Source organism: Acinetobacter sp. MF4640, from assembly GCF_002018895.1.
Classification (GTDB): Bacteria; Pseudomonadota; Gammaproteobacteria; order Pseudomonadales; family Moraxellaceae; genus Acinetobacter; species Acinetobacter johnsonii.
In genome coordinates this window covers 25,986-47,782 of the sequence record NZ_MVOM01000025.1, presented here as the reverse complement: position 1 = coordinate 47,782, position 21,797 = coordinate 25,986, and the positions used below count along the sequence as shown (strand labels likewise).

The window sequence follows — 21,797 nt, the reverse complement described above, 5'->3', positions numbered from 1 at the left end:
TTAGACATTAAAAAGCCCTGATTACTTTGCACGGCGATCAGGGCTCTTTGTAAACACTTGCACGCTTACGAGGCTAATTATGAATCAACGCGCATCTCATAGCAAATTACCTGAATTTGGCGCAACCAAAAGCCAAACTTCTGCAATCCTCTACCAAGAACCGACCTTGGAGGAAACAAAGCCACAACATAAGCCAGTTATTGAGTTGGTAAAGAACTTTGCAGCAAGCACCCTGCTGATGATCAGTATTTTCAGTTTTGGAATATTGATTTTGAAAGGCTGTGCCGATGATGTTGAACATCAGAAAGCCATGGCTGTTAAGCATCAAATGCAGTTTGGCTCGGGTAAATAGGCCTCACCATGAAAAAAATCCCTAAAAGACACATGGACCAATTCACGATGTTTTTATCTGTTGTTGGTTTTACCGCAAAGACAAATGCTGATGGTTCTATCACTTGTATAAATCCCAAAATGCCGAAAGAGCGCAGACAAATAGTGCTTTGGCAGAACGGAAAAATGAATAAAGCATGCCAGTTGCTTTGGTGGGATTTTCTAAATCACTGGTTAACTATCGGCAAGCAATTTATTGAAGCGCTGAATAAGAAGATTGAGGTGGCGTGATGAGTACATTGAAAGATTTAAACAAGCATCTGTTTGATCAGTTGGATCGTTTAGCCAAGGCTGATAAAGATGAGCTTGAAACTGAGGTTAAACGCGCTCAAACCATGTCGCAAGTGAGTGAGCAGATTGTGGATGCGCACAAAACTCAACTGGAAGCGGTAAAACTGGTGGCTCAATACAAAGGGCTTAACACGAATCAAGAAGCGCCACAGATTTCTGTTGGTGATATGAATGTGAGTGTTTGATATGGCGAAAGGTATTGCGATTAAGTACACAGAAGAAATGCTGATGTTTTTACGTCAGCATGAGGAAACGCCACGTACTGAACTAACTTGTAAATTTAATGAAAAGTTTGGCTACAAGCTTTCAGTAGATAGCATCAAGGCCAAATGTCTGCGCATGGGATTAAAAACAGGTCGAACAGGATGCTTTTCACTTGGTCAAAAATCTTGGAATAAAGGTTTAAAGGGTTATATGGGTGCGAACTCAACATCCTTTAAAAAAGGAAATACACCCCTTAATCACAGGCCTGTCGGTTATGAGCGAATCACCGTTGATGGTTATGTTGAGGTAAAGGTTGCTGAACCAAATGTTTTTGAATCAAAGCACCGCTGGATTTGGGAGCAGCACCACGGGAAGATACCAGATAACCATGTTCTTGTTTTTAAAAATATGAACAAGCAAGACTGTCGACTTGAAAATCTGATGTTGATTAGTCGCGCTGAGCTTGTTCGCTTAAATCAATCTTATCGAAAGCTTGCCACACCAGAAACAAATGAAACCTGTGTCTTGATGGCGAAGATCAAAAATAAAACGCATAACTTGAAGGTGGCGTGATGGAAAATAATAAATTGTGGTGCATAGGAATCTGTCCTGAAGATGATAGTACTCATGAGCAATCACCTGCTGCATCAAAAGAAATTGCTGAACGTGCTTTGGCTCGCTACAGAGCAATGACTAAAGCTGAAGGTAATGAGTTCATGATTGAGTCATTTGATGAGTATTTTCAGGTTCAAGAGTGGGAAGGTACAACCGAAGAACACCAGAAACAAATGTTTTATACAGAAGACTGGTTTAAAGAACCGATGTACCAGTGCAAAAACATGCAGCAGGCTGAACAAGCTTTTAAGTACGGTGAAATCGTGCACTGCTACAAAGATGGTGTTGAGTTAATTACTTCTGATTTTGATGAAGCTAAGCGCTTCTATGAGGTCGCGTGATGGATATTCAGGAAGAAAACAATTTAATCCAAGAAGCTTTTGAAGTTGAAGCTGATGAAGTTGGATTTTGCTTGGATCAGAAGTGGGGTGACTACGAAAACCCTTATGAAAACAGTGATACAGTCCTTGCATTCAATTTGTTTAAAAAAGGATGGCAAGCAGCCAAAGCCCAAGCGGTTCCTGAAGGGTTTGTTTTGGTGCCGAAAGAAAATATTTCTTGTTATTGGCAAGACAATGATGAACCTGAAAACTTTTGCTCAAATGAATCTGATTTCGATTGCCTAGGAGATTGCATTGATCTTGGTGAAATCATGGAGATCAATAAATTTACTCAAGCGCATGTCAATAAAGAAATACTTTTTGGCACCTGGTTTGCTGAAGCAATCGACCCATCTGAAAAAGCTAATTTCTTTGTTGGAACTCATGCTGAATGCTTGGAGATTGTTGCAAAGAATAAAGCCATGATCGAAGCACAGGAGCAAAGTCATGAATGCCCCAATCCTTGACCCCTGCTGCGGCTCTCGCATGATGCATTTTGATCGTACAAATCCAAATGTCGTATTCGGAGATATTCGTACTGAAAAGCACATTTTATGTGATGGTCGCTCTCTTGAGGTAACACCTGATATTGAAATGGACTTTCGAGCAATGCCATTCAAAGATGGTCAATTCAGTTTAGTTGTATTTGATCCACCGCATTTGATCAAAGCAGGAAATGAAAGCTGGCTAGCTTTGAAGTATGGAAAGCTGAAAGAAAACTGGCGGGAAGATATTCAAAAAGGATTTGAGGAATGTTTTCGCGTGTTGGCCGACGGCGGTGTGCTTATTTTCAAGTGGAATGAAACACAAATTAAAGTCAGTGAAATTTTAGCTTTGACTGATCAAAAGCCTGTGTTTGGACACATCAGTGGAAAGCGTGCAAATACTCACTGGATCACTTTCATGAAAATGGAGATGAGATATGAATGAGGAACTCTTAGAACTACTTTCGCGCTTCGGTCTAATCCCATTAGATTGGGTTAGTGCCAGCCAGTTTTCAGCACTTACAGGCATTAATGAAGAGAAACTGACCCACCGCCGTAAAAATTGGCAAGAAGATCTTGTTTGGACTAAACAAGATGGAAATATTTACTACTCAATTAAAGGTTTCAATGAATGGCTGACTCAAAAAGCACAAAGTCGATGCCAACAGGCGTGCGGATCAGAAACGGGGCGATCCAAATCTACTTCGAGAGAAGAAAGAAAGAGTACAACATCACGCTACCTCACCCCCCAAGTGCAGAAGGTATCTCGGCGGCCGCTAAAATTAGAGCTCAGTTAGTAACAAAGGCTGAATGGGGTATTTTAACTGACAGTGATATTGCCGAAGCAAGAGGCCAGCTCGTTGATGATGATGCAGTCATTGTCAACGGCGGTATTCTATTTCAAGAGGTCGCTCAGAAATATCTTAAATTCTGTGAAAGTAATACCGATACCAAAAAAGGTTATTTAAATATTTTGGAATTTCATTGGATGGGTTATTTCGCACTTATGCCAATCAACTCAATATCAATTGAGAACATTAAAGAGGCTATTATTGATCGTGATTTTAAAACAGCGAAAACTCTAAATAATTGCCTGATTCCTTTACGTGGGGTTTTCGATTGTGCAATGGAAAATAAATTTATTACAGAAAACCCTTTAGACAGCATACGGAATAAAAAAGTACAAGTTGATATTCCAGATCCCTTTAGTAGACCAGAAATGGACGCAATACTTGAAAATCTTAAAACGACTTTAAAGGGAGATGAAATTTTATATTATTGGTACTACGAACTAGCTTTTTGGACTGGATGCCGCCCCTCTGAACTAATTGCATTAAAAGAGTCAGATTTTGATTTTTTTAGTGGAATGTTCAAAGTTAATAAAAGTCGGGTTCGCGGTGTTGAAAAAAACGTGACGAAAACTCACACGGCGCGTGAAGTTTGTTTGAATGCACGATCCAAGAAAGCAGCACAAGAGTTAATCAAATATAAAAAGGATAGAAATATTCAGAGTAAATATTTGATGCTCTGCCCTGAAACTGGTGAACCTTTTTTTAATGAGAAACCACCACGTAATAGGTTGGTAGCGGCACTAAAAGCATGCGGTATTCGTCACCGCCCTGCTTACAACGCTCGGCACACCTATGCGACTATGATGCTTATGGATGGCTTAAACCCCGTTTTTGTATCTAATCAGATGGGCCATAGCTTACAGATGATGATGAAGCGCTATGCGAAGTGGATGCATGGGGATAAGAACAAAATAGAGATGGGAAAGCTCAAGACAGACTAAACCTGTCAAAAACCTGTCAAAAAAAACAAGCGCCTATTAAGGCGCTTGTTTTATTTGGGGAATTTTGGTGGAGGTGGCGGGAGTTGAACCCGCGTCCGCCAGCACTACGCTCGAGAATACTACATGCTTAGATATCGTCTACTGTTTTAACTCTTTGTGACCCGACGAACAGGGTACAAATCGCGATCCTCTTAATTTAGTACAAAACCCCGAGGCTTGGTTTTATACGGACTTGTGTGCGTGCGCTTCAGTCGGACTCTCTAACCACAAGTATTCGGAGAGGCGGACAAGCTGCCCTTAGGCAGCTAGAGCGTATGATTCGTCGTTTGCGACTAAAAAATGCAAATTTGATTTACGAGAGAAAATGCGCTCTCGACATGCATCTATGAGTTTCATCACCAGCGTCGAAGCCAGAAACACCCCCAAAGTAGCGGTAATCATAGCATAGTTGCTAGAAAATACGATCTATTTTCTAAACAAACACACATATTGATGCGCTTAATTATATAATTGCGCTAATATTTTGGTTTTCAAGTCCAACAATAAAATAATTTATGAGCTACTTACTTGCACTCGACCAAGGAACCACTTCGAGTCGTGCCATTATTTTCAATGAACAAGGTCAAGTTCAGGCAACGGCGCAACGCGAAACACGTATACATACCCCTCAATCAGGCTGGGTAGAACAAGATGCCCAAGAGATTTGGAGCTCACAAATTGCTGTTGTACAGCAGGCTCTGGCCTCTGCTCGTATTTTAGCCAAAGACATTAAAGCCATAGGCCTTACTAACCAAAGAGAAACGACTGTCGTATGGGATAAGCGCACAGGACAGCCGCTTGCACCAGCCATTATCTGGCAAGACCGTCGCGCATTTGAATGGTGCAATCAGCTCCTACAGCAAAACTTAAAAGATAAGATTCAATCCAAAACTGGACTCCGAATTGACCCTTACTTTAGTGCAGGAAAATTGGTCTGGTTACTTGAGCATGTCAATGGTCTACGCAGACTGGCTGAACAGGGGCATGTGGCCTTTGGCACGATTGATAGTTGGCTGATTTGGAATCTTACCCAAGGTGCTCAACATGTCATGGAAGTCAGCAATGCCTCTCGCACCATGCTCATGAACTTAAGTACCCAGCAGTGGGATGAAGAGCTATTAGATTTATTTAATATTCCGTCTGCATTACTACCGAAAATCATCAACTCAGATACCTACGTCGCAGATACCGCGGCAGGCTTGCTCGGTGCCAATATTCCGATCACAGGCATATTAGGCGACCAGCAGTCTGCACTGTTTGGACAGTCCTGTTTTGACATTGGGACTGCAAAAAACACGTATGGCACAGGTTGTTTTATGCTGTTCAATACAGGCGAGACCGTTCAATACAGTAACAACAAACTGCTTTCGACACTGGGTTGGAAAACGCAAAATCAAACCACTTATGCCCTAGAAGGCAGTGTATTTATGGCAGGTGCGATTGTTCAGTGGCTACGGGATAATTTAGGCATTATTCAAAAAAGTAGCGATGTTGAAAAATTAGCTTGTACAGTTAAAGATACCGATGGCGTTATGCTTGTTCCTGCATTTACTGGACTTGGTGCGCCACATTGGGACAGTGAAGCGCGTGCCCTCTTATGTGGAATGTCACGCGGCACCAATAAGGCCCATATTGCTCGTGCAGCCTTAGAATCCATTGCCTTTCAAGTCTCGGATGTACTGACCGCCATGCAAGCCGATATCCAGCAGCCGCTGAAAGAGCTCCGTGTCGATGGTGGCGCCAGTCAAAATGACATGCTCATGCAGTTTCAAGCCGATATTTTAAATGTGCCTGTACTACGCCCTAAGATGCAGGAGTCGACCGCATGGGGCGCGGCTGCTATGGCAGGCTTAAGGTCTGGCGTATTTTCAAGTTTGGATGAAATTGCACAGTCTTGGCAGCTTGAACGTGCTTTTGAACCGAAAATGAGTCCAGATCAACGTGAGTTTCATTTGCAACAATGGCAATCTGCCTTAAAGCGTGCAAAGTCAGAACTTTGATTATTTAACGCTATTGTTTTGAGATAACAAAAACATCATAAAACTGCATAACATGCATAATAAAAAACCGCTTCAAGAAAGCGGTTTTTTATTACCTTAATGCGCATGCCCGCCACCGCCTGCCCCTATTTTAGGTTTAGGACAGAGCCAAATAATAGATGCTGCAAATAGGAACACCAAGGCCAAGATTAGGAAAATATAGTTTGCCGATAGAGTCAACGCTTCTTTATCCACCAAACTAGAAATATAACCTAATGCACCTTCCGCGCTCATTCCCTGCTGCATCAACACCGACTGAGTTTGATCTGTATGCAAACTACCGACCATTTCGCTACGTGCAACTTTGGTATGGTCGTCCCAAATAGTGACAGCAATAGAGGCACCTATCGCACCTGCCATGGTTCTTAAGAAGTTCATTAAACCTGCGGCAGATGCCATTTCATGCGGCAATACCGATGACAGTGCCATATTTGATAATGGGATAAAGAAAAATGGTACAGCAAAGCCTTGCAAGATTTGCGGCAATGCCAATGCAAAAAAGTCTGCATCTGTGGTCCAGAACGAGCGCATCAAGGTCACCCCGCCCAAGATGCTCAAACCAAAACTGGCCAGTGCACGTTGGTCATATTTGGTTGCCAATTTCGCCACAATGGGTGACATGGCTAAACTACCAAAACCCATGGTTGCGGTTAAATAACCAGCCCAAGTTGCGGTATAGCCCAAATTGATCTGTAACCACTGCGGAATCAGTACAATACTGCCGAAAAATGCGCCAAAGCCAAAGGCCAGTGCCAAGACAGAAATCGTGAAACTACGGTATCTAAAGATTTGGATATTCACCACTGGATGCCGTTCGGTCAGCTCCCAAATGGTAAAAATCACCAAGCCAATCACAGCCGTTAAAGCCAGTATCACGATCGCAGGGCTATTAAACCAATCACGTTCATGCCCCAAATCGAGCATGAGCTGTAATGCCCCAATCCATAAAATCAGGAGGATCAATCCACCGCGATCAATTTTGAGTTTGGCCGTTGCTGTTTCCGCAGGTTTAAGTAGACGCATCGCAGCAAAAGCACACGCTATACCGACGGGAATATTAATAAAGAAAATCCAGTGCCAAGACATGTTGTCACTGATGGTTCCCCCTAAAATCGGACCAAGAATCGGGCCAACCACCGTCGTCATTGCCCACATGCCCATGGCTTGGGATTGCTTTTCTGGAGGAAAAATCCGCATCAGTAACATCTGACTGAGCGGCATGATCGGGCCACCAAATAAACCTTGGCCAATTCGGCAGAAAACCAGCATTTCTAAACTGGTCGATAAACCACAAAATACCGAAAATATGGTGAAGCCAATCAGACTTAAGGTAAAAACCCTCACGCCACCAAAACGACCTGCGAGCCAGCCTGTTAAAGGGACACAAATCGCTTCAGCCACGGCATAAGAGGTAATCACCCATGTTCCTTGCGAACTCGATACGGCAAGGCTCCCTGTAATATGAGGCACAGAAACATTGGCAATGGTCATGTCCAGCACGACCATAAAGTTAGCCAAAGCGAGGACGAAGGCCGCCAGCATAAGGCGACCACCCTTTAAGTCACCATAAGGAACGTAGCTATTCATGCGTAACTACTTCGATTTCAAATCGATTTGAGCTTCCATAGATAAGCCGACACGTAAAGGATGTTCAGCCAACTCTTTCGGGTCGAGTTGAATACGTACAGGCAAACGCTGTACCACTTTAATCCAGTTGCCTGTGGCATTTTGTGCAGGAATCAGCGCGAAGGCTGAACCTGTTCCACCGGAAAAGCCCAAGACCGTGCCATGGAACTCAACCGAGTCGCCATAGAGGTCTGAGGTTAAAACCGCTTTTTGACCTGGGCGTACATTTTCAAGCTGGCTTTCTTTAAAGTTCGCATCGACATATATCTGTGAAATTGGCACCACCACCATGAGCACCGAACCCGGCGCCACACGCTGTCCAACTTGAATTTTTCGGCTCGTCACCACCCCATCAAATGGTGCTTTAATTTCAGTACGTTCTAAATCAAGTAAAGCTTGTTTCAGTTTTGCTTGAGCAACCAAAACATCGGGAGTCGAATTTTCATTGCTGCCTTGAATTAAAGCTTCATTTGCAGCCAAATTGCTTTGCGCAGCTTTCTGACTGGATTTAGCCTGCGCCCAACCCGCTTGCGCCAAGTTATAGCCCGCTTGTGCATTATTTAAAGCAGCTTGTGCCGTGCTTAATTCTTCTTTAGAAATCGCGCCTGTCGCACTCAACTGCTGACGACGGTTCAAGTCATCTTGCGCTTTATCTAACTCCGCTTTGGCTTTAGCCACTTGCGCTTCAGCACTGTGAATAGCATCATCGCTAACAAAGACTTGCGAGTTTAAAGAGCTGCTGTTGGCCGCACTTTGTTTATACTGGCGCTGTGCTTTAAGTAATTCGGCCTGAGCTTGGGCTACAGCAATTTCAGCATCACGATGATCGACCAAAACCAGCACATCACCTTGCTTTACAGTTTGCGTGTCACTGACCAACACTTTTTCAACTTGGCCAGTCACCATAGAAGTAATCGAGGCCGTTTCCGCACCCACATAGGCATTATCAGTTGAAACCGAATGATTAAAGAACAGTTTCCAAATCAAGAATAAAATGGCAGTAATGATCAGGATCACAGCCACAAAACCTAAGCTTTTCTTACGTTTGGCTTTCAGTGCTTGATCATTGATTTGATCGACTGGATCAGTATCTGGCAGTGTATTTGAGGCATCTGTCATTGATTTTTCCTAAATCTAACAGACTTGGTCAGCCGGCATCATCCCTACGAAAGGGACATCAGACAAGTATTGTCTGCATTGGTGTCGATGAGAAAGTCACAATAAAATTTGATGCATTCTAAGAGCAAATAATCACATTTTGAGAAAATAAATTGTAACTGCTCAGTCTATTTTAGTTTTCAGCATCCAACTTCCTATTAGATGCTGTAAATTTCACTTGAATATTAACTACTTAATTAACTTAAAACTAATAAGCATAAGAAGCAATCGCTGTTGCAATCGATTTGCCTTCATCATTGACCATGGTCATGCGCATCGTGCAGCCTTTACGCCCTAATCTTAGGGTTTCAGCACGGGCAATAAAGTATTTTCCACGTCCCGGCGCGAGATAATCGACCCGCATATCGACTGTAGCTAAACGGGATACTTTTTTAATGGTGTCCGCAATCGTGTCAGGTTCCGCTTTTTTATACAGTTCTCCCATCGCTACAATGCCACCAATACTGTCTAAAACCGTTGCAGCCACGCCCCCATGTAAAATTTGGAACGCAACATTGCCAATTAAGTAATCTTGCATATCGATATAGGCTTCAATTTGCCCGTCAACGACTCGCATGGTCATGGTGTTGTGCTTAAAAAATGGCGACGCATTAAAAGCCTTAACCAACTGCTCAAAAACCACATCAATATCCACTTTTGCTCCTAAGTGTATGCTGCCCGTCCAGCTTTTTTCACCACTACTCATAACAATCTGCTTCACTCTTAAAACAATAAAAACCCGTCAATATGTGCCCAAAGCCATAAGATAGGTCTACAATACTGACCTAGTTTAATACCGATTATCGAGATTTGTATGACCTATACGTTCAATCGTCCCGCCTTCCCCGCTACTCGCATGCGCCGTATTCGTAAAAATGAACATCTGCGCTCTATGGTTCGCGAGACCCATTTAACGACAGATCATCTTATCTATCCGGTATTTGTACTGCCGGGACAGAACCAAACGCAAGACATTCCCAGTATGCCGAATGTGCAGCGTCTATCTGCGGACTTACTCTTAAAAAAAGCAGAACGTTTACTTGAACTTGGCGTATCGAAACTGGCGCTATTTCCAGTTACTCCCCAAGAAGATAAAAGCTTAAGTGCCGAAGCAGCATGGCGTGAAGATGGTGTGGTTCAAAACACGCTACGTCTGCTCAAAAAAGAATTACCTGAAATGGTGCTGATTACCGATGGCGCACTTGACCCGTATACCACGCATGGTCAAGACGGCATCATAGATGACACAGGTTATGTACTCAATGATGAAACCGTTGAAGCACTGATCAAACAAGGCTTAAGCCACGCTGAAGCTGGAGCAGATGTCTTTGCGCCAAGTGACATGATGGATGGTCGTATCGGTGCGATTCGTCAAGCCTTTGAAGCCAATGGTCATATCTACACCTCAATCATGGCCTATTCAGCAAAATACGCGTCGAGCTTCTATGGCCCTTTCCGTGATGCGGTCGGTTCATCCAGCAATCTTAAAGGTGGCAACAAATACAACTATCAAATGGATGTAGGCAACCGCGCAGAAGCATTACATGAAATTGCCCTTGATATTCAAGAAGGGGCTGACATGGTGATTGTGAAACCGGGTATGCCGTATTTGGACATTGTCCGTGAAGTCAAAGACAACTTTGGCGTGCCTACTTTCGTTTACCAAGTCAGTGGCGAATATGCCATGCTCGCAGCGGCCATCCAAAACGGCTGGTTATCGGACAACGTGATTATTGAATCACTGATGAGCTGCCGCCGCGCGGGTGCAGATGGCATCTGGACCTATTTTGCAGAAGAAGCTGCACTAAAACTAAAAGATATGAAATAACAGCGCGTTTAGAAGGATTGAGTTGCAATGCATATTGCCATCATTGGCGCGGGAATCAGTGGTTTACTGACAGCGCTTGAGCTGATTGAACACGGTTGTTCTGTTGAAATTTTTGATCAACAACAAGCGGGGCAAGCGGCTTCATGGGCAGGTGGAGGGATTCTCTCCCCGATGTACCCATGGCGCTATCCACAAAGTGTCAATGACCTCGCCAAATATGGCAAGTGCATGTATCAAGCATGGAATCAAAAAATTAGTCCGGTTTCGGGGATAGATTTTGAAATCCACGAAACAGGTATGCTGATTTTTGATGAAACTGATTTTGACATTGGCCTAAATTATAAAGATCAACATCAAGAACCGATGCAGCATTGTGAACTTTTACAACGCGAGCAACTAGAACAGGTCAATCCACGCATTTCCTCACGCTTTAAACAAGCCATCCATTTTCCGCAATTGGCCAACGTCCGCAATCCGCGACTGCTCAAGTCGATTGTGGAATATCTCAAACGGCAGCCACAAGTCACCTTTCATGAGCAAGCGTGGGTACATACCTTTGACATGCTCAATCAGCAAATTCAAGGGATAAAAACTGCTGATGGTCAGAGCTATTCAGCGGATCATGTGGTGATTGCAACAGGCGCATGGTCACAGCATTGGTCCGAACAACTCCAGTGCAGCATTCCAGTGAACCCCGTACAAGGGCAAATGTTACTGTTTAAAACCCCGGAAAACTGGCTACCAACCATGTGTATGAATCAGGTTATGTATCTGATTCCACGTTTGGACGGTCATATCGTTTGTGGTTCAAGCATGGCGGATGTCGGTTTTGACCAACGCCCTTCACTACAAACCCAGCAAAATATTTATAAAGCCTGTTTGGATATGGTACCTGAGCTGGCCGATTTCCCAATTGTGAAACATTGGGCAGGTCTACGCCCAAGTTCGCCAACGGGCGTCCCTTATATCGGCCCCTTCCCTGAAATAGCCAATCTCTGGGCAAATTTCGGTCACTATAGAAATGGTCTATGTATGGGGCCTGCATCTGCACGACTGCTACGCGAATTGATGTTAGGCCAAAACTTAACGGTTGACGCCAGTACCTATAGCCCTGAGCGTTTGGTAAGCTTTGCTTGATCAAACGCTACTTGGGTAAATTTTGCGGTTGAATAATGTGGATCAATCCTTCTTTTAAAGTCGGATACTTAAACTCAAATCCCTGTGCTTTCAATGCTTCGGGGCGAACAAATTGACCATTCAACACCAGTTGAGACTGCTCGCCTAAAAGTAATTTCAACACAAAAGCGGGTAAAGAAAGTACAGGTCTACGTTTTAGAATTTGCGCTGCAGTTTGTGCAAACGCTGACTGGGTAACTTTTTCTGGACTGACGACATTAAAGACTTGTGCAGTGGTTTCATGCAACATTAGAAACTCAATCGCTCGCAGTACATCTTGAATATGCACCCACACCACAGGTTGCCGCCCCAAACCAATACGTCCACATAAGTTCATTTTGATCGGAAACAACATTTGCGGCAAAATGCCAGCCCCACGTCCAAAGACCACACCTAAACGAATAATTTTGGTATTTTGCGATGTGTCTTGCCGTGCAGATTGTTCCCATTTTTGACACAACTCTGACATAAAAATAGACTGCGGCGCTGACTGCTCATTACAACACTCTGTCCATTGTTCAGTCGGATCGATACCATAATAGCCCACCGCTGAACCTGAAATAATACATTTCGGTTTAATCTTTCTTTTAGCGAGATATTGATAGAGCATCGTCGTCATTTCAACGCGACTGGCGATCAGCTTTTGTTTGCGGGCATCTGTCCAACGCCCCTGAGCAATACTTTCCCCAGCCAAATTCACCACATAATCAATGCGATCATGCTTGAGTTCTTCTAAAGCTCGAATCCAAGTTAAATGTGGGTGAATTTTAGGCAAATTTTTCTGTCGACTTAAGCCGATCACTTCATAATCTTTTTCTAATAAATAATCGAGCAAGTTTGAACCAATAAAACCACTTGCTCCTGTCACCAATACACGTTCTTTTTGCATAGCGTGATCTCAAATGATGCTTTTGCTCAAACTATAGCATTTAGAAGAAAGCTTTACGATTAATCGATTATTTTTGCTGCCATACGCTCTGCTTGTTTGCCATAAAACCAGTACGTCAGCACATACAGCGGAATCGCGATCAATAAAATCAGAATCACCACCATACTGATAAATTGCGGTTGTTGGACGTAGAGCATAAAGTTTTGCCAAACTTCAGCATCTCCCTGCGCAAAGATAAATAAACCTAACATGAGAAAGGCAAAGTTATAGCTCCAAAAAATCAAACTAAAACCTAAAGTGAATTTTTTCCGTTCTACTTGGGTTGGCGCACGGCGTTGTTGCTTAATAAATTTAAGTAAAACCCAAATCATGGCCACCAAATAAGGTACAGCCGTTAATACCGCTCCCATCCCTGTCGGAAGTAGAGCAGCGAGTACACCACAGACACAACTAAAGACAAAACATATGAAAAAAAACCAGAGAAAATATCGTGTTAGCGAAATCATAGCGCTACTTTAAACCCAGCCAAAAAATCATTATAAAAAAAATTCAGTTTTTTTTCATTTTCATGTCAACCAATCGAAGTTGATGTGCGTTAAATAGGGTACAAGGTCGCAGCAACCGTCAACATTGTACCGGCATCCACAATACGTACGGTGACCTTTCCTAGAGCAATAAGATTGGCTCCAAATTTAAATGTTGTCAGCAGCCGACATTTAAGCGTGAAGCAGTTTTCTTTGACCGACGATTTCATCATCACTCGAATCGTCGGTCTTTATTTTTTTGAGGACTGATTTTTCAGTGCTCCCTCACCTCAATAGATCAAGAAGCCCTTAAAAGTTAATATGAGTTTAAGTGCTGGACGTCTTCTGCATCCTGAATGACATAACCATTACGTCCCCGCTCTTTGGCCAAATACAGATTCTGATCGACCTCTTTTAAAAAGGCCATTTTGTCATTTTTTTGCGTTGGGATAATGGTCTTCACCCCTAAACTGACCGATAAACGCTGATCCAATGGTGATGTACTATGGCAAATATCAGCGGTACGGATACTCTGTAAAATACGCTCCACCACTTCAATTGCAGACGCTTGTGTTGTATCAGGCAATATCAAAATAAACTCTTCCCCGCCAAAACGTGCGACCAAATCACGTGGTCGTGAGACACTTTTTTTCAGTATTTGTGCAATCTGTTTCAGACAAGCATCACCGAGAAGATGACCATTATGATCGTTGTATTGTTTAAAATAATCGATATCCAATAAGATGAGGGTCAAAGGTTGCTGTTCACGCTGGGCATTGAGCCACTCACGTTGGTAGCTATCTTCAAAGAAGCGACGGTTGGCAATCTCCGTCAGACCGTCTTGATACGAATATTCTTCCAGTTGTTTTTTCAGTATTTCTAACTCTTGTTCCTGTTTTTTACGCTCCGAAATATCGAACATAAATCCAACCAAACTATCGACTTCCCCATTGGGTTTGCGCACTACATGCACCACATCGCGAATCCAAATATATTCTCCATTTATGGTCAGTGCGCGATAATCCGCCTCATGATCAACCCCAGAAATCGACTGCGCCACACAAAAATCAACCACCCATGCACGATCTTTTTCATGCATTCGCATCGCCCAATCTTCGACTGTTCTCCACGAGTCTTGCTTCCAACCCAGCACTTTTTCAATTTGTGGGCCAATATAACTAAACTTTTTGGTACCCCAATCAATACTCCAAGGAATAGCAAGTGTTGATTCAATCAGCGTCTTATATACCAGATCATTCACAATACGGGGCGAACTGAAAATAGAATCAGACATAGTTATGTTCTCCTTATACCCTGTCCTATTCAAGGCATAACTTATTTTTTAGACATTCTGCATAAATCATTCTTATAAAGTCTCAAAATTGAATCCGTGATCGATGTTCACATTTCATTTACGACTTCGACACGATATACAATTTCACAGAATTACATAATACCCCATTAAAAGAACATTTTTTAATCAAAATTTATCTTTTTACTATGGTGTTAATCAAATAAACCCATCACATTCTTTTTCACATAATCGCTCAATAGTTTTTCTGTGCAATTCAACTTAAAAATAGGCACTCAACTATCAGGTCAAAGATTGTCGTCGTAGCGACAATTATCCATCGCATAATTTTGATTTATGTTAGCTTATAGCTCTATTGCGCTTTGAGCTTGGGGTATCTATGGCTGTTCGTTTTTTTCATACATCTGATTGGCATTTGGGACAGTTTTTTTATAACCATTCCCGTCAGTATGAACATGAACAGTTTTTAGCATGGTTACTGGAACAAATCAGTGCAAGACAGCCAAATGCGCTTTTGATTGCAGGAGACATTTTCGATGTCATCAACCCTGCATCGTCCGCACAAAAGCAACTCTATCAGTTCTTAGCAGATGCGCATGCACGTGCACCGCATATGCAAACCCTGATGATTGCAGGCAACCACGACTCAGGCTATCGCATTGAACAGGTTGAACCGTTACTGGCCAAATACAATGCCAAAGCGGTGGGAGTGATTCATAAAAATAGCCAACAGCAGATCGATCTTGAGCACTTATTGGTGCCAATTTTAGATGAGCAACAAAATACTGTGGCATGGTGTCTGAGCCTGCCCTTTTTACGTCCTGCTGAAATTACAGGCTTTAATGAACACACCACCAATAGCCAAAACGCGATTGCCTATTTGCATCAACAACTGATTGCCGAGGCCAAAGCTCGAAAAACAGCAGATCAAGCCCTGATTTTAATGTCTCATGCACATATGCAAGGCGGCGAAACCTCTGACTCTGAGCGTCCTATTGTGATTGGCAATGAAGAAGCACTCTCAACGACATTATTTGATGAAATCATTGACTATGTGGCACTCGGACATTTGCATAAACCGCAAAAAGTTGGTGAAGAGCATATCCGCTATAGTGGCTCCCCTATTCCACTATCCTTTAGTGAAATTAACTATAAACATCAAGTTGTTGAAGTGACACTTGATCCCACACGAAATGATGTCTCGCGTTTTCAGTTGAATGTTTTAGCAATACCACGAAGTATTCAACTGCATAAGATACGGGGTGAACTCAATGAAATACTGGAAAAACTGCAAGCATTGCCTCAAGGCGCTATCCCAGAGATTGATCAACGTGAATATGTCGATATTGAATACCATACTGCTGTTCCACCGCAGCCCAATTTAAGACAACAGTTCGAAGAGGCTCTCCCCAAAGACCGTTATCGTTTAGTCCGTATTTCGCGCCAATATTTAGCGACTGAGCAAGACCCCAATGCACCCGCTAAAGTAAGTTTAGAACCGCCAACACCAGAAAAACTGTTTCAGCAAATTTGGGAAAAACAGGGTTATCACAATGATGCAGAAGTGTTAAACGATTTTATGAGCTTAATGCGTGAAGCAGAACAATCCCTTGCAGATGAACAAGAGGCTTAAAGGTTTAGTATGAATATTTTATCGATTCGAATTAAAAACCTTGCTTCACTTTCTGGGGAACATTTGATTGATTTTGAAAGTGATCCCTTAGCCAGTGCAGGTCTGATTGCCATTGTAGGGAAAACAGGCGCAGGTAAATCCACCATTTTAGATGCTATGTGTTTGGCCCTGTTTAACCGTATTCCACGGTTAAAAGACAGTGATGGCAAACTACAAGATGTCGATGGTTCAGAGCTGCTCACCAACTCTCCATTGACCGTACTGCGTCGTGGCACTGCACATGGTTATGCTGAGCTTTGCTTTATTGCACAAGACCAAAAACGCTATATCGCACGTTGGGAATTAAAACGTTCGCGGGAAAAAGCAGACGGCAAACTGCAAAGTGTGCAGCGTTCTTTAAAATGTGTCACCGATGGTGTCGTCGTTGCGGATAAAGCCAAAGCCGTCGATGAAAATATCAAACGCATCACACAGCTCAGTTTTGAACAATTTACTCGTGCCGTTTTATTGGCCCAATCTGAGGTCACCGTTTTTTTAAAAGCACGGGACAATGAACGCGGTGAGTTGCTGGAATATCTGACCAATTCCGCTATTTTTGGGAAAATTGGTCAACTGGCTTATGAGAAAACCAAATCCGTCGCCACGCAGCGCAAAGAACTGGAAAATGTACTGGGTCATATTGAACTGTTAACCGATGAACAAGTCACTGCATTATCGACTGAGTTTCAGCAGTGTGACAGGGATTATAAACAGCTTGAAGCTCAAAAGTCGCAACTGGAAAAACAACAACAATGGTTTGAGCAAAAACAAAAACTAGAAGCTGATATTCAAGGTCGTCAGCAACAATTGAAACTTCAACAACAACATATTGAGGCACTCGCTCCGCAAAAAGCACAATTACACCAACTTGAGCGCTTTGCTTCTATTCACCCATATGTCATTCAACATAAGAATTTCAATACTGATCTTGGCAAATTACAACCTCAATTGCTCAAAGCACAGCAAGATTTCAATACCGTTGAACAGAAATACAATACTGAAAAACTTGCCTTTGAAAAAATAGATACTGAGCACAATCAACTACAATTATTTGAGACTCAGCATCAAGACAAAATTAAATTGGTGCGTGATCGTATTGCAGACCGCCGTCTATTGGGTGAGCAACTTCGTAAAGCTCAAAGTGATATAAAAGAGTTAGAGAATCAACAGATTCCCCATCTTGATCAGGAACAATTAGTTCAAAATCAGCTTAAACAATTACAACTCAGTATTTCTCAACATACGGCGCAGTTAGAAACATCCAATCATTTTGGTTCTTTGGATGATTCCCTTTCAGCACACATCTCCCAAATTCAACGCTTTATTCAAAGTTACGCTCTATTTGAAAAAAATTATGGTGATGTGCAACATGCCAATCAGCAACTTTTGGCAAAACAGAAACAGCTTGAGGACATAACCATACAATTCGGTCAAGATGATCCACTTAATCAAAAAATCAAAACCTTGGGCATCGAGCGTGATCAGCTTGTACAAAAATTAAATCAATTCAATGTGATTCAACATCAATGGCACAACTTTCAACAGATTGATGCTGAACACCACAAATTAACAAGCTGGGGAAATACGCTAAATCAGCAAATTATACAAACTCAAACTGAATTAAAAACTGCCGAATCTAATTACCAAGAACAAAAAAACGCACGTGAACGACTGCAAAAAATCTTGCAACAACAACGTTTACTGAATACTAAAAATATTGAAAAACTGAGAGCTGATTTGGTCGATGGTGAACCTTGTTTAGTTTGTGGCAGTACACATCACCCATATGCTGAAAAAGAAACTTTTTCTGATGAGTTATTGAAACTACAAGAACAGCAAGAGCATCAAGCACTTGAGTTTGAAAAAGTGGCATTTGAAACTTGGCAAAAGTTACAAACAACACTCACTCAGCAAACAGTATTGATAGATGCAAATGCAAAACAACTGGCTACTCTCACAGCTCAAAGACTACAGCTCCAGTCTGAGCTTGAACATCAACTTATAACGCTTCATATCACTTTTGATTTTTCAAAAAATCATGATGTGTTTACTCAGATCATTCAGACTCAAAAAGAGAATATTCAACGAACTCAAAAACAGCTTGAAGACAGTTTAGCTTCACTTGGAAATGCTCAAAAGCTACGTCATGAACTTGTACAATCGATTCAACAAACAACACAGCATTTATCAAATGTTCAACAAGCCGAATCAAATATTCAGCATATCGTAAGTTTGTTGAATGACACAGAAAAACAAATGTGGATGCAATCTACATTAAATTCCGCAGAACACGTTTCAAGCTGCTTGCAACAACGTCAGCTCACATTAAAACAGCGAAATGATCTGAACAAACAACTCGATCAAACCACTCAACAACATCAACAATGTGTACAGCAAATTAAATTCGGTGAGGAAAAGATTCATTCAGCTGCAAAGCATATTGAAAATTTAACCATTGAAGGCACAAAAAATAGCGATATTGCAATCCAAGTTATTTTTGAAATAACGCAAAATACCGTTGAAAAGCCACATGAATGGTTAACCAATTTTGATAAAAACCAACAATATTTACAAAAGCAATTTAAAAATGCACGTCAAAGTTTTGATCAAATCCGACAAGACTTTGAAATTACAAACAATATACTAAAAGAATGTCTTGCTCATAACTCACAACTGCAAAAACAAGCTGAGCAAGCGACTACCCATATTCAGCACTGGTTAAACCAAAATACTGATTTTACGTATGCAATGTTAGAACAACTAAGTACGATTTCTCACGAGCAAGAACAGCAATTAAAACAAGATATTTTAAAAGTTGAACGTACTTATGCAGATCTACAAGCAGGAATTAGAACCGTTCAGGAACAACTCAAACAACACATTGAGCATCAACCTGAAATTGCATTTGAAATATTAATTTCTAAGCTCACTACACTTGTTGAAAATATGCAAACTTTAGCTGAACAACGAGATCAATATAAAGTTCAGATCGAATTGCATCAGCAAAATGTCGCAAAACAAAAGCAATTTGCAGATCAGATTCAAGCCATACAACAGGAAGAACACCGTTGGGGGAAAATTTCAGGCCTCATGGGAGATGCCACTGGCAAAAAATTCCGTGATTATGCGCAGCAATATAATCTCGATATTTTACTGGAACATGCCAACCAACAGCTCAACCAACTCTCACAGCGTTATACCTTAAAGCGTTTAGAGCATTCGCTGAGTCTGGCTATTATTGATCATGATATGGATGGAGAGATCCGCTCCGTTGCATCACTTTCTGGGGGCGAGTCTTTCCTGACTGCCCTTGCCCTATCTCTTGCCATTGCCAATATGGCCTCAGGCTCAATGAAAATCGAATCTCTATTTATTGATGAAGGCTTTGGGACTTTGGATGCATCGTCCCTGCACATGGTCATGAATGCTCTCGATCAACTGCAAAATCAAGGACGTAAGGTGGTGCTGATTTCACACATCCAAGAAATGCATGAGCGTATTCCTGTGCAAATCCAAGTCAAAGCTTTGGGCGCAGGTGCCAGTACCATTGAGGTGGTCGGATAATTTCACATTTTTGAAAGTCAAAGTTTGATTTGTTTTAAGACACCATCTCTCGGTTAGAAATAAAGGGAGCATCCTACTTGATGTAAATGCTCCCTGTGAGATCCAAACGAATGCTTTAATCCGCTGGGAATGCTTTTGGTGGAGGTGCATATTTAGATGCATCTGCGGCTTTGTCTGTAGCCGCCATAGACTGTAGCGGATAGATCACGGTACCAATCACACCTGTATTTTGGATGGAACCATGATCTGAGTTTGCAGCATAGGCATCTTCAGGTCGACTAAAGGTAAAGGATGCCACCGCAGAGTCACTCTTACGGAAGCCTTCGATAATCAACTCTCCCTGTGGACGAAGCACATAACCTGAATTGCTGCGTGATGCTGCACGCCCATCAATAACATCTAAACCATCCACACTGGCAACCACTTCAAACGTGCTATTGCTATGGTTCTGGTATTTGAGCTGATAACTTTGTCCATCTTTACCAGATAAATAATACTGCTGACCATCTCGAAATAAAGGCAGTGGACGCTGTGCATCATCTACAATCGAAAAACTGATTTTTCCAGCGGCCAATGACAGGCTGTTCACGGCTTTCCCCACGTATTTTTTGCTGGCATAGCGAACTTGTGATTCAGCAATTGGGCTACTGGATAAACGTTTTAAATTGACTTCGGTGACGTTTGAACTGATCTCATCGCCCCACTTGGTGCCTAATTTTTCACTTTTAGCGACCTGAGCATTCTGAACTGTAGCTTCCGCACTCATCTCACTCATTTTGGTATTTGTACTACTACAAGCTGCTACAAATAAGCTCAAAAGCAGGGAGATAAATAAATAGAGTTTTTTCATTTTGGCTTCATCCTAAATGCAATTTTTATCGTTGTCAGCAATCATTTTTCATGGTTCATCTGTCTAATCTATAGACGGTTCAATTCATGAGTTTAAATTAAGCCTATTTTTTCAGCAGCCTATTAGTTTTATATAATTGTAAGTTAAGCACTTCTCGCGGCCTTTAAGCACAAGAAGCCCTATTTAGACTTAATGCTGTGAATAATCTCTCGCTCCGAACAAGGCGGTTCCAACGCGAACCATAGTCGACCCAGCTGCAATCGCATCGACCATATCGCCTGACATACCCATGCTTAAGGTATCCCAATCTTCAGGGTGAACATGCAGCTCTTTCACTTGGTCAAATAACACTTTCGCTGCCTTAAAGGCTTGAGTATTGTTCGGTGCAGGAATCACCATCAAACCACGCAGCTTGATGTGAGGCAACTGACTGATACTTTTTACCAACCCAGCAACCTCATTAGGCTGACAACCATCTTTGCTGTCTTGAGCATCGATATTGACCTGTAGACAAAGATTTAATGGTGGTTGTGTTATCAGACGCTGCGCCGATAAACGCTCTGCAATAATTAAACGATCAACCCCATGCACCCATGCAAACTGTTCAGCCAAATGTTTGGTTTTATTGCGTTGTACATGCCCAATAAAATGCCATTCAATCTCTAAATCCTGTAGCACCTCTATCTTCTGCAAAGCCTCTTGTAAGTAGTTCTCACCAAAGGCGCGTTGACCACAAGCGTACATGTCTCGTAACACTTCACTGGGATGTGTTTTAGAAACCGCCAAAAGTTCTACAGACTCCACGTCACGCCCTGAAATTTCGCAGGCCTGTTGAATTTGGGATAACACGTGTTGACGTGAATTTTGCAAGATATTCATTGACGAGGGTCTCATTTCGGTCATCTTTTTTGCTTTGCCTTTCAACAAACTGTTGGTTAAGTTGATTGAAAGCCTTATTATTCT

Annotated in this window: 21 protein-coding genes and 1 other RNA gene; 13 read left to right on the top strand and 9 right to left on the bottom strand. The window is 42.1% G+C overall.

The genetic code is table 11. The features are described 5' to 3' along the window. The first annotated feature begins 79 nt into the window (after nt 1–79). From MF4640_RS09915 to MF4640_RS09880, 8 genes are all read left to right on the top strand, one after another. On the top strand, nt 80–352 hold the full coding sequence (locus MF4640_RS09915; protein ID WP_078389457.1) for a hypothetical protein: 273 nt from the start codon (nt 80–82) through the stop codon (nt 350–352). Between the two features lie 8 nt (nt 353–360). Beyond that, the gene (locus MF4640_RS09910) at nt 361–621 is read left to right on the top strand and encodes a hypothetical protein (RefSeq protein WP_078389456.1); all 261 of its coding nucleotides are present in this window, start codon (nt 361–363) and stop codon (nt 619–621) included. Then, nucleotides 621–866, top strand: a complete 246-nt coding sequence (locus tag MF4640_RS09905) for a hypothetical protein (protein ID WP_062034570.1) — start codon at nt 621–623, stop codon at nt 864–866. Before MF4640_RS09910 ends, MF4640_RS09905 begins: the two co-directional genes overlap by 1 nt. 1 nt (nt 867) lies before the next feature. Next, on the top strand, nt 868–1,458 hold the full coding sequence (locus MF4640_RS09900; protein WP_078389455.1) for an HNH endonuclease signature motif containing protein: 591 nt from the start codon (nt 868–870) through the stop codon (nt 1,456–1,458). Next, nucleotides 1,458–1,841, top strand: coding sequence for a hypothetical protein (locus MF4640_RS09895; RefSeq protein WP_004695858.1), 384 nt, complete (start codon nt 1,458–1,460; stop codon nt 1,839–1,841). Before MF4640_RS09900 ends, MF4640_RS09895 begins: the two co-directional genes overlap by 1 nt. Next, complete coding sequence (locus MF4640_RS09890) at nt 1,841–2,347, top strand: hypothetical protein (protein WP_050764487.1); 507 nt, start codon at nt 1,841–1,843, stop codon at nt 2,345–2,347. The genes MF4640_RS09895 and MF4640_RS09890 overlap by 1 nt, the downstream gene beginning before the upstream one ends. Then, complete coding sequence (locus MF4640_RS09885; protein ID WP_005400142.1) at nt 2,328–2,810, top strand: class I SAM-dependent methyltransferase; 483 nt, start codon at nt 2,328–2,330, stop codon at nt 2,808–2,810. The genes MF4640_RS09890 and MF4640_RS09885 overlap by 20 nt, the downstream gene beginning before the upstream one ends. Before the next feature lie 186 nt (nt 2,811–2,996). Then, a complete protein-coding gene (locus MF4640_RS09880) occupies nt 2,997–4,157 on the top strand; it encodes a tyrosine-type recombinase/integrase (protein WP_005400143.1) in 1,161 nt (386 codons plus the stop codon). A 65-nt stretch (nt 4,158–4,222) separates the two neighbouring features. Here MF4640_RS09880 and ssrA read toward each other — a convergent pair. Next, nucleotides 4,223–4,581, bottom strand: a transfer-messenger RNA (tmRNA) gene (ssrA, locus tag MF4640_RS09875). 130 nt (nt 4,582–4,711) lie between these two features. Between ssrA and glpK the strand changes: the two genes are divergently transcribed. Continuing rightward, nucleotides 4,712–6,196, top strand: coding sequence for a glycerol kinase GlpK (gene glpK, locus MF4640_RS09870; RefSeq protein ID WP_004984334.1), 1,485 nt, complete (start codon nt 4,712–4,714; stop codon nt 6,194–6,196). Nucleotides 6,197–6,292: 96 nt separating this feature from the next. Here glpK and MF4640_RS09865 read toward each other — a convergent pair whose 3' ends face one another. From MF4640_RS09865 to MF4640_RS09855, 3 genes are all read right to left on the bottom strand, one after another. Next, the gene (locus tag MF4640_RS09865; protein ID WP_005400144.1) at nt 6,293–7,822 is read right to left on the bottom strand and encodes a DHA2 family efflux MFS transporter permease subunit; all 1,530 of its coding nucleotides are present in this window, start codon (nt 7,820–7,822) and stop codon (nt 6,293–6,295) included. 6 nt (nt 7,823–7,828) lie between these two features. Then, entirely contained in the window at nt 7,829–8,980 is a 1,152-nt protein-coding gene (locus MF4640_RS09860) for an efflux RND transporter periplasmic adaptor subunit (protein ID WP_010326030.1), read from the bottom strand. A gap of 247 nt (nt 8,981–9,227) precedes the next feature. Beyond that, the gene (locus tag MF4640_RS09855; RefSeq protein WP_004694841.1) at nt 9,228–9,725 is read right to left on the bottom strand and encodes a thioesterase family protein; all 498 of its coding nucleotides are present in this window, start codon (nt 9,723–9,725) and stop codon (nt 9,228–9,230) included. A 108-nt stretch (nt 9,726–9,833) separates the two neighbouring features. Between MF4640_RS09855 and hemB the strand changes: the two genes are divergently transcribed. After that, nucleotides 9,834–10,847 carry a porphobilinogen synthase gene (hemB, locus tag MF4640_RS09850; RefSeq protein ID WP_010326029.1) on the top strand — a complete coding sequence of 338 codons (1,014 nt, stop codon included), beginning with the start codon at nt 9,834–9,836 and terminating at the stop codon, nt 10,845–10,847. 27 nt (nt 10,848–10,874) lie between these two features. Beyond that, nucleotides 10,875–11,984: a glycine oxidase ThiO gene (gene thiO, locus MF4640_RS09845; protein ID WP_010326028.1), complete on the top strand. Its 1,110-nt coding sequence runs from the start codon at nt 10,875–10,877 to the stop codon at nt 11,982–11,984. Between the two features lie 7 nt (nt 11,985–11,991). Here thiO and MF4640_RS09840 read toward each other — a convergent pair whose 3' ends face one another. The 3 genes from MF4640_RS09840 to MF4640_RS09830 form a co-directional block, all read right to left on the bottom strand. Continuing rightward, nucleotides 11,992–12,912: a TIGR01777 family oxidoreductase gene (locus tag MF4640_RS09840; RefSeq protein ID WP_078389454.1), complete on the bottom strand. Its 921-nt coding sequence runs from the start codon at nt 12,910–12,912 to the stop codon at nt 11,992–11,994. Nucleotides 12,913–12,971: 59 nt separating this feature from the next. Then, complete coding sequence (locus MF4640_RS09835; protein WP_029574955.1) at nt 12,972–13,418, bottom strand: ABZJ_00895 family protein; 447 nt, start codon at nt 13,416–13,418, stop codon at nt 12,972–12,974. A 334-nt stretch (nt 13,419–13,752) separates the two neighbouring features. After that, the gene (locus MF4640_RS09830) at nt 13,753–14,730 is read right to left on the bottom strand and encodes a GGDEF domain-containing protein (protein WP_078389453.1); all 978 of its coding nucleotides are present in this window, start codon (nt 14,728–14,730) and stop codon (nt 13,753–13,755) included. Nucleotides 14,731–15,127: 397 nt separating this feature from the next. On the opposite strand from MF4640_RS09830, the gene MF4640_RS09825 reads away from it, so the two are divergent. Next, nucleotides 15,128–16,381 carry an exonuclease SbcCD subunit D gene (locus tag MF4640_RS09825; protein WP_078389452.1) on the top strand — a complete coding sequence of 418 codons (1,254 nt, stop codon included), beginning with the start codon at nt 15,128–15,130 and terminating at the stop codon, nt 16,379–16,381. A 9-nt stretch (nt 16,382–16,390) separates the two neighbouring features. Beyond that, on the top strand, nt 16,391–19,984 hold the full coding sequence (locus MF4640_RS09820) for an AAA family ATPase (protein ID WP_010326023.1): 3,594 nt from the start codon (nt 16,391–16,393) through the stop codon (nt 19,982–19,984). A gap of 115 nt (nt 19,985–20,099) precedes the next feature. Here MF4640_RS09820 and MF4640_RS09815 read toward each other — a convergent pair whose 3' ends face one another. Both MF4640_RS09815 and MF4640_RS09810 read right to left on the bottom strand, forming a co-directional pair. Further along, nucleotides 20,100–20,834, bottom strand: coding sequence for a hypothetical protein (locus MF4640_RS09815; protein ID WP_078389451.1), 735 nt, complete (start codon nt 20,832–20,834; stop codon nt 20,100–20,102). Nucleotides 20,835–21,023: 189 nt separating this feature from the next. After that, complete coding sequence (locus MF4640_RS09810) at nt 21,024–21,713, bottom strand: YggS family pyridoxal phosphate-dependent enzyme (RefSeq protein WP_078389450.1); 690 nt, start codon at nt 21,711–21,713, stop codon at nt 21,024–21,026. Nucleotides 21,714–21,797 lie beyond the last annotated feature (84 nt).

Excerpts from the sequence above, each read along its gene's own strand:
- MF4640_RS09820 (WP_010326023.1), top strand. The coding sequence starts at position 16,391 with ATGAATATTTTATCGATTCGAATTAAAAACCTTGCTTCACTTTCTGGG.
- MF4640_RS09855 (WP_004694841.1), bottom strand. The coding sequence starts at position 9,725 with ATGAGTAGTGGTGAAAAAAGCTGGACGGGCAGCATACACTTAGGAGCA.
- MF4640_RS09885 (WP_005400142.1), top strand. The coding sequence starts at position 2,328 with ATGAATGCCCCAATCCTTGACCCCTGCTGCGGCTCTCGCATGATGCAT.
- MF4640_RS09835 (WP_029574955.1), bottom strand. The coding sequence starts at position 13,418 with ATGATTTCGCTAACACGATATTTTCTCTGGTTTTTTTTCATATGTTTT.
- MF4640_RS09840 (WP_078389454.1), bottom strand. The coding sequence starts at position 12,912 with ATGCAAAAAGAACGTGTATTGGTGACAGGAGCAAGTGGTTTTATTGGT.
- MF4640_RS09830 (WP_078389453.1), bottom strand. The coding sequence starts at position 14,730 with ATGTCTGATTCTATTTTCAGTTCGCCCCGTATTGTGAATGATCTGGTA.
- hemB (WP_010326029.1), top strand. The coding sequence starts at position 9,834 with ATGACCTATACGTTCAATCGTCCCGCCTTCCCCGCTACTCGCATGCGC.
- thiO (WP_010326028.1), top strand. The coding sequence starts at position 10,875 with ATGCATATTGCCATCATTGGCGCGGGAATCAGTGGTTTACTGACAGCG.
- MF4640_RS09910 (WP_078389456.1), top strand. The coding sequence starts at position 361 with ATGAAAAAAATCCCTAAAAGACACATGGACCAATTCACGATGTTTTTA.
- MF4640_RS09815 (WP_078389451.1), bottom strand. The coding sequence starts at position 20,834 with ATGAAAAAACTCTATTTATTTATCTCCCTGCTTTTGAGCTTATTTGTA.
- MF4640_RS09825 (WP_078389452.1), top strand. The coding sequence starts at position 15,128 with ATGGCTGTTCGTTTTTTTCATACATCTGATTGGCATTTGGGACAGTTT.
- MF4640_RS09890 (WP_050764487.1), top strand. The coding sequence starts at position 1,841 with ATGGATATTCAGGAAGAAAACAATTTAATCCAAGAAGCTTTTGAAGTT.
- MF4640_RS09915 (WP_078389457.1), top strand. The coding sequence starts at position 80 with ATGAATCAACGCGCATCTCATAGCAAATTACCTGAATTTGGCGCAACC.
- MF4640_RS09860 (WP_010326030.1), bottom strand. The coding sequence starts at position 8,980 with ATGACAGATGCCTCAAATACACTGCCAGATACTGATCCAGTCGATCAA.
- glpK (WP_004984334.1), top strand. The coding sequence starts at position 4,712 with ATGAGCTACTTACTTGCACTCGACCAAGGAACCACTTCGAGTCGTGCC.
- MF4640_RS09905 (WP_062034570.1), top strand. The coding sequence starts at position 621 with ATGAGTACATTGAAAGATTTAAACAAGCATCTGTTTGATCAGTTGGAT.
- MF4640_RS09810 (WP_078389450.1), bottom strand. The coding sequence starts at position 21,713 with ATGAATATCTTGCAAAATTCACGTCAACACGTGTTATCCCAAATTCAA.
- MF4640_RS09895 (WP_004695858.1), top strand. The coding sequence starts at position 1,458 with ATGGAAAATAATAAATTGTGGTGCATAGGAATCTGTCCTGAAGATGAT.
- MF4640_RS09865 (WP_005400144.1), bottom strand. The coding sequence starts at position 7,822 with ATGAATAGCTACGTTCCTTATGGTGACTTAAAGGGTGGTCGCCTTATG.
- MF4640_RS09900 (WP_078389455.1), top strand. The coding sequence starts at position 868 with ATGGCGAAAGGTATTGCGATTAAGTACACAGAAGAAATGCTGATGTTT.
- MF4640_RS09880 (WP_005400143.1), top strand. The coding sequence starts at position 2,997 with ATGGCTGACTCAAAAAGCACAAAGTCGATGCCAACAGGCGTGCGGATC.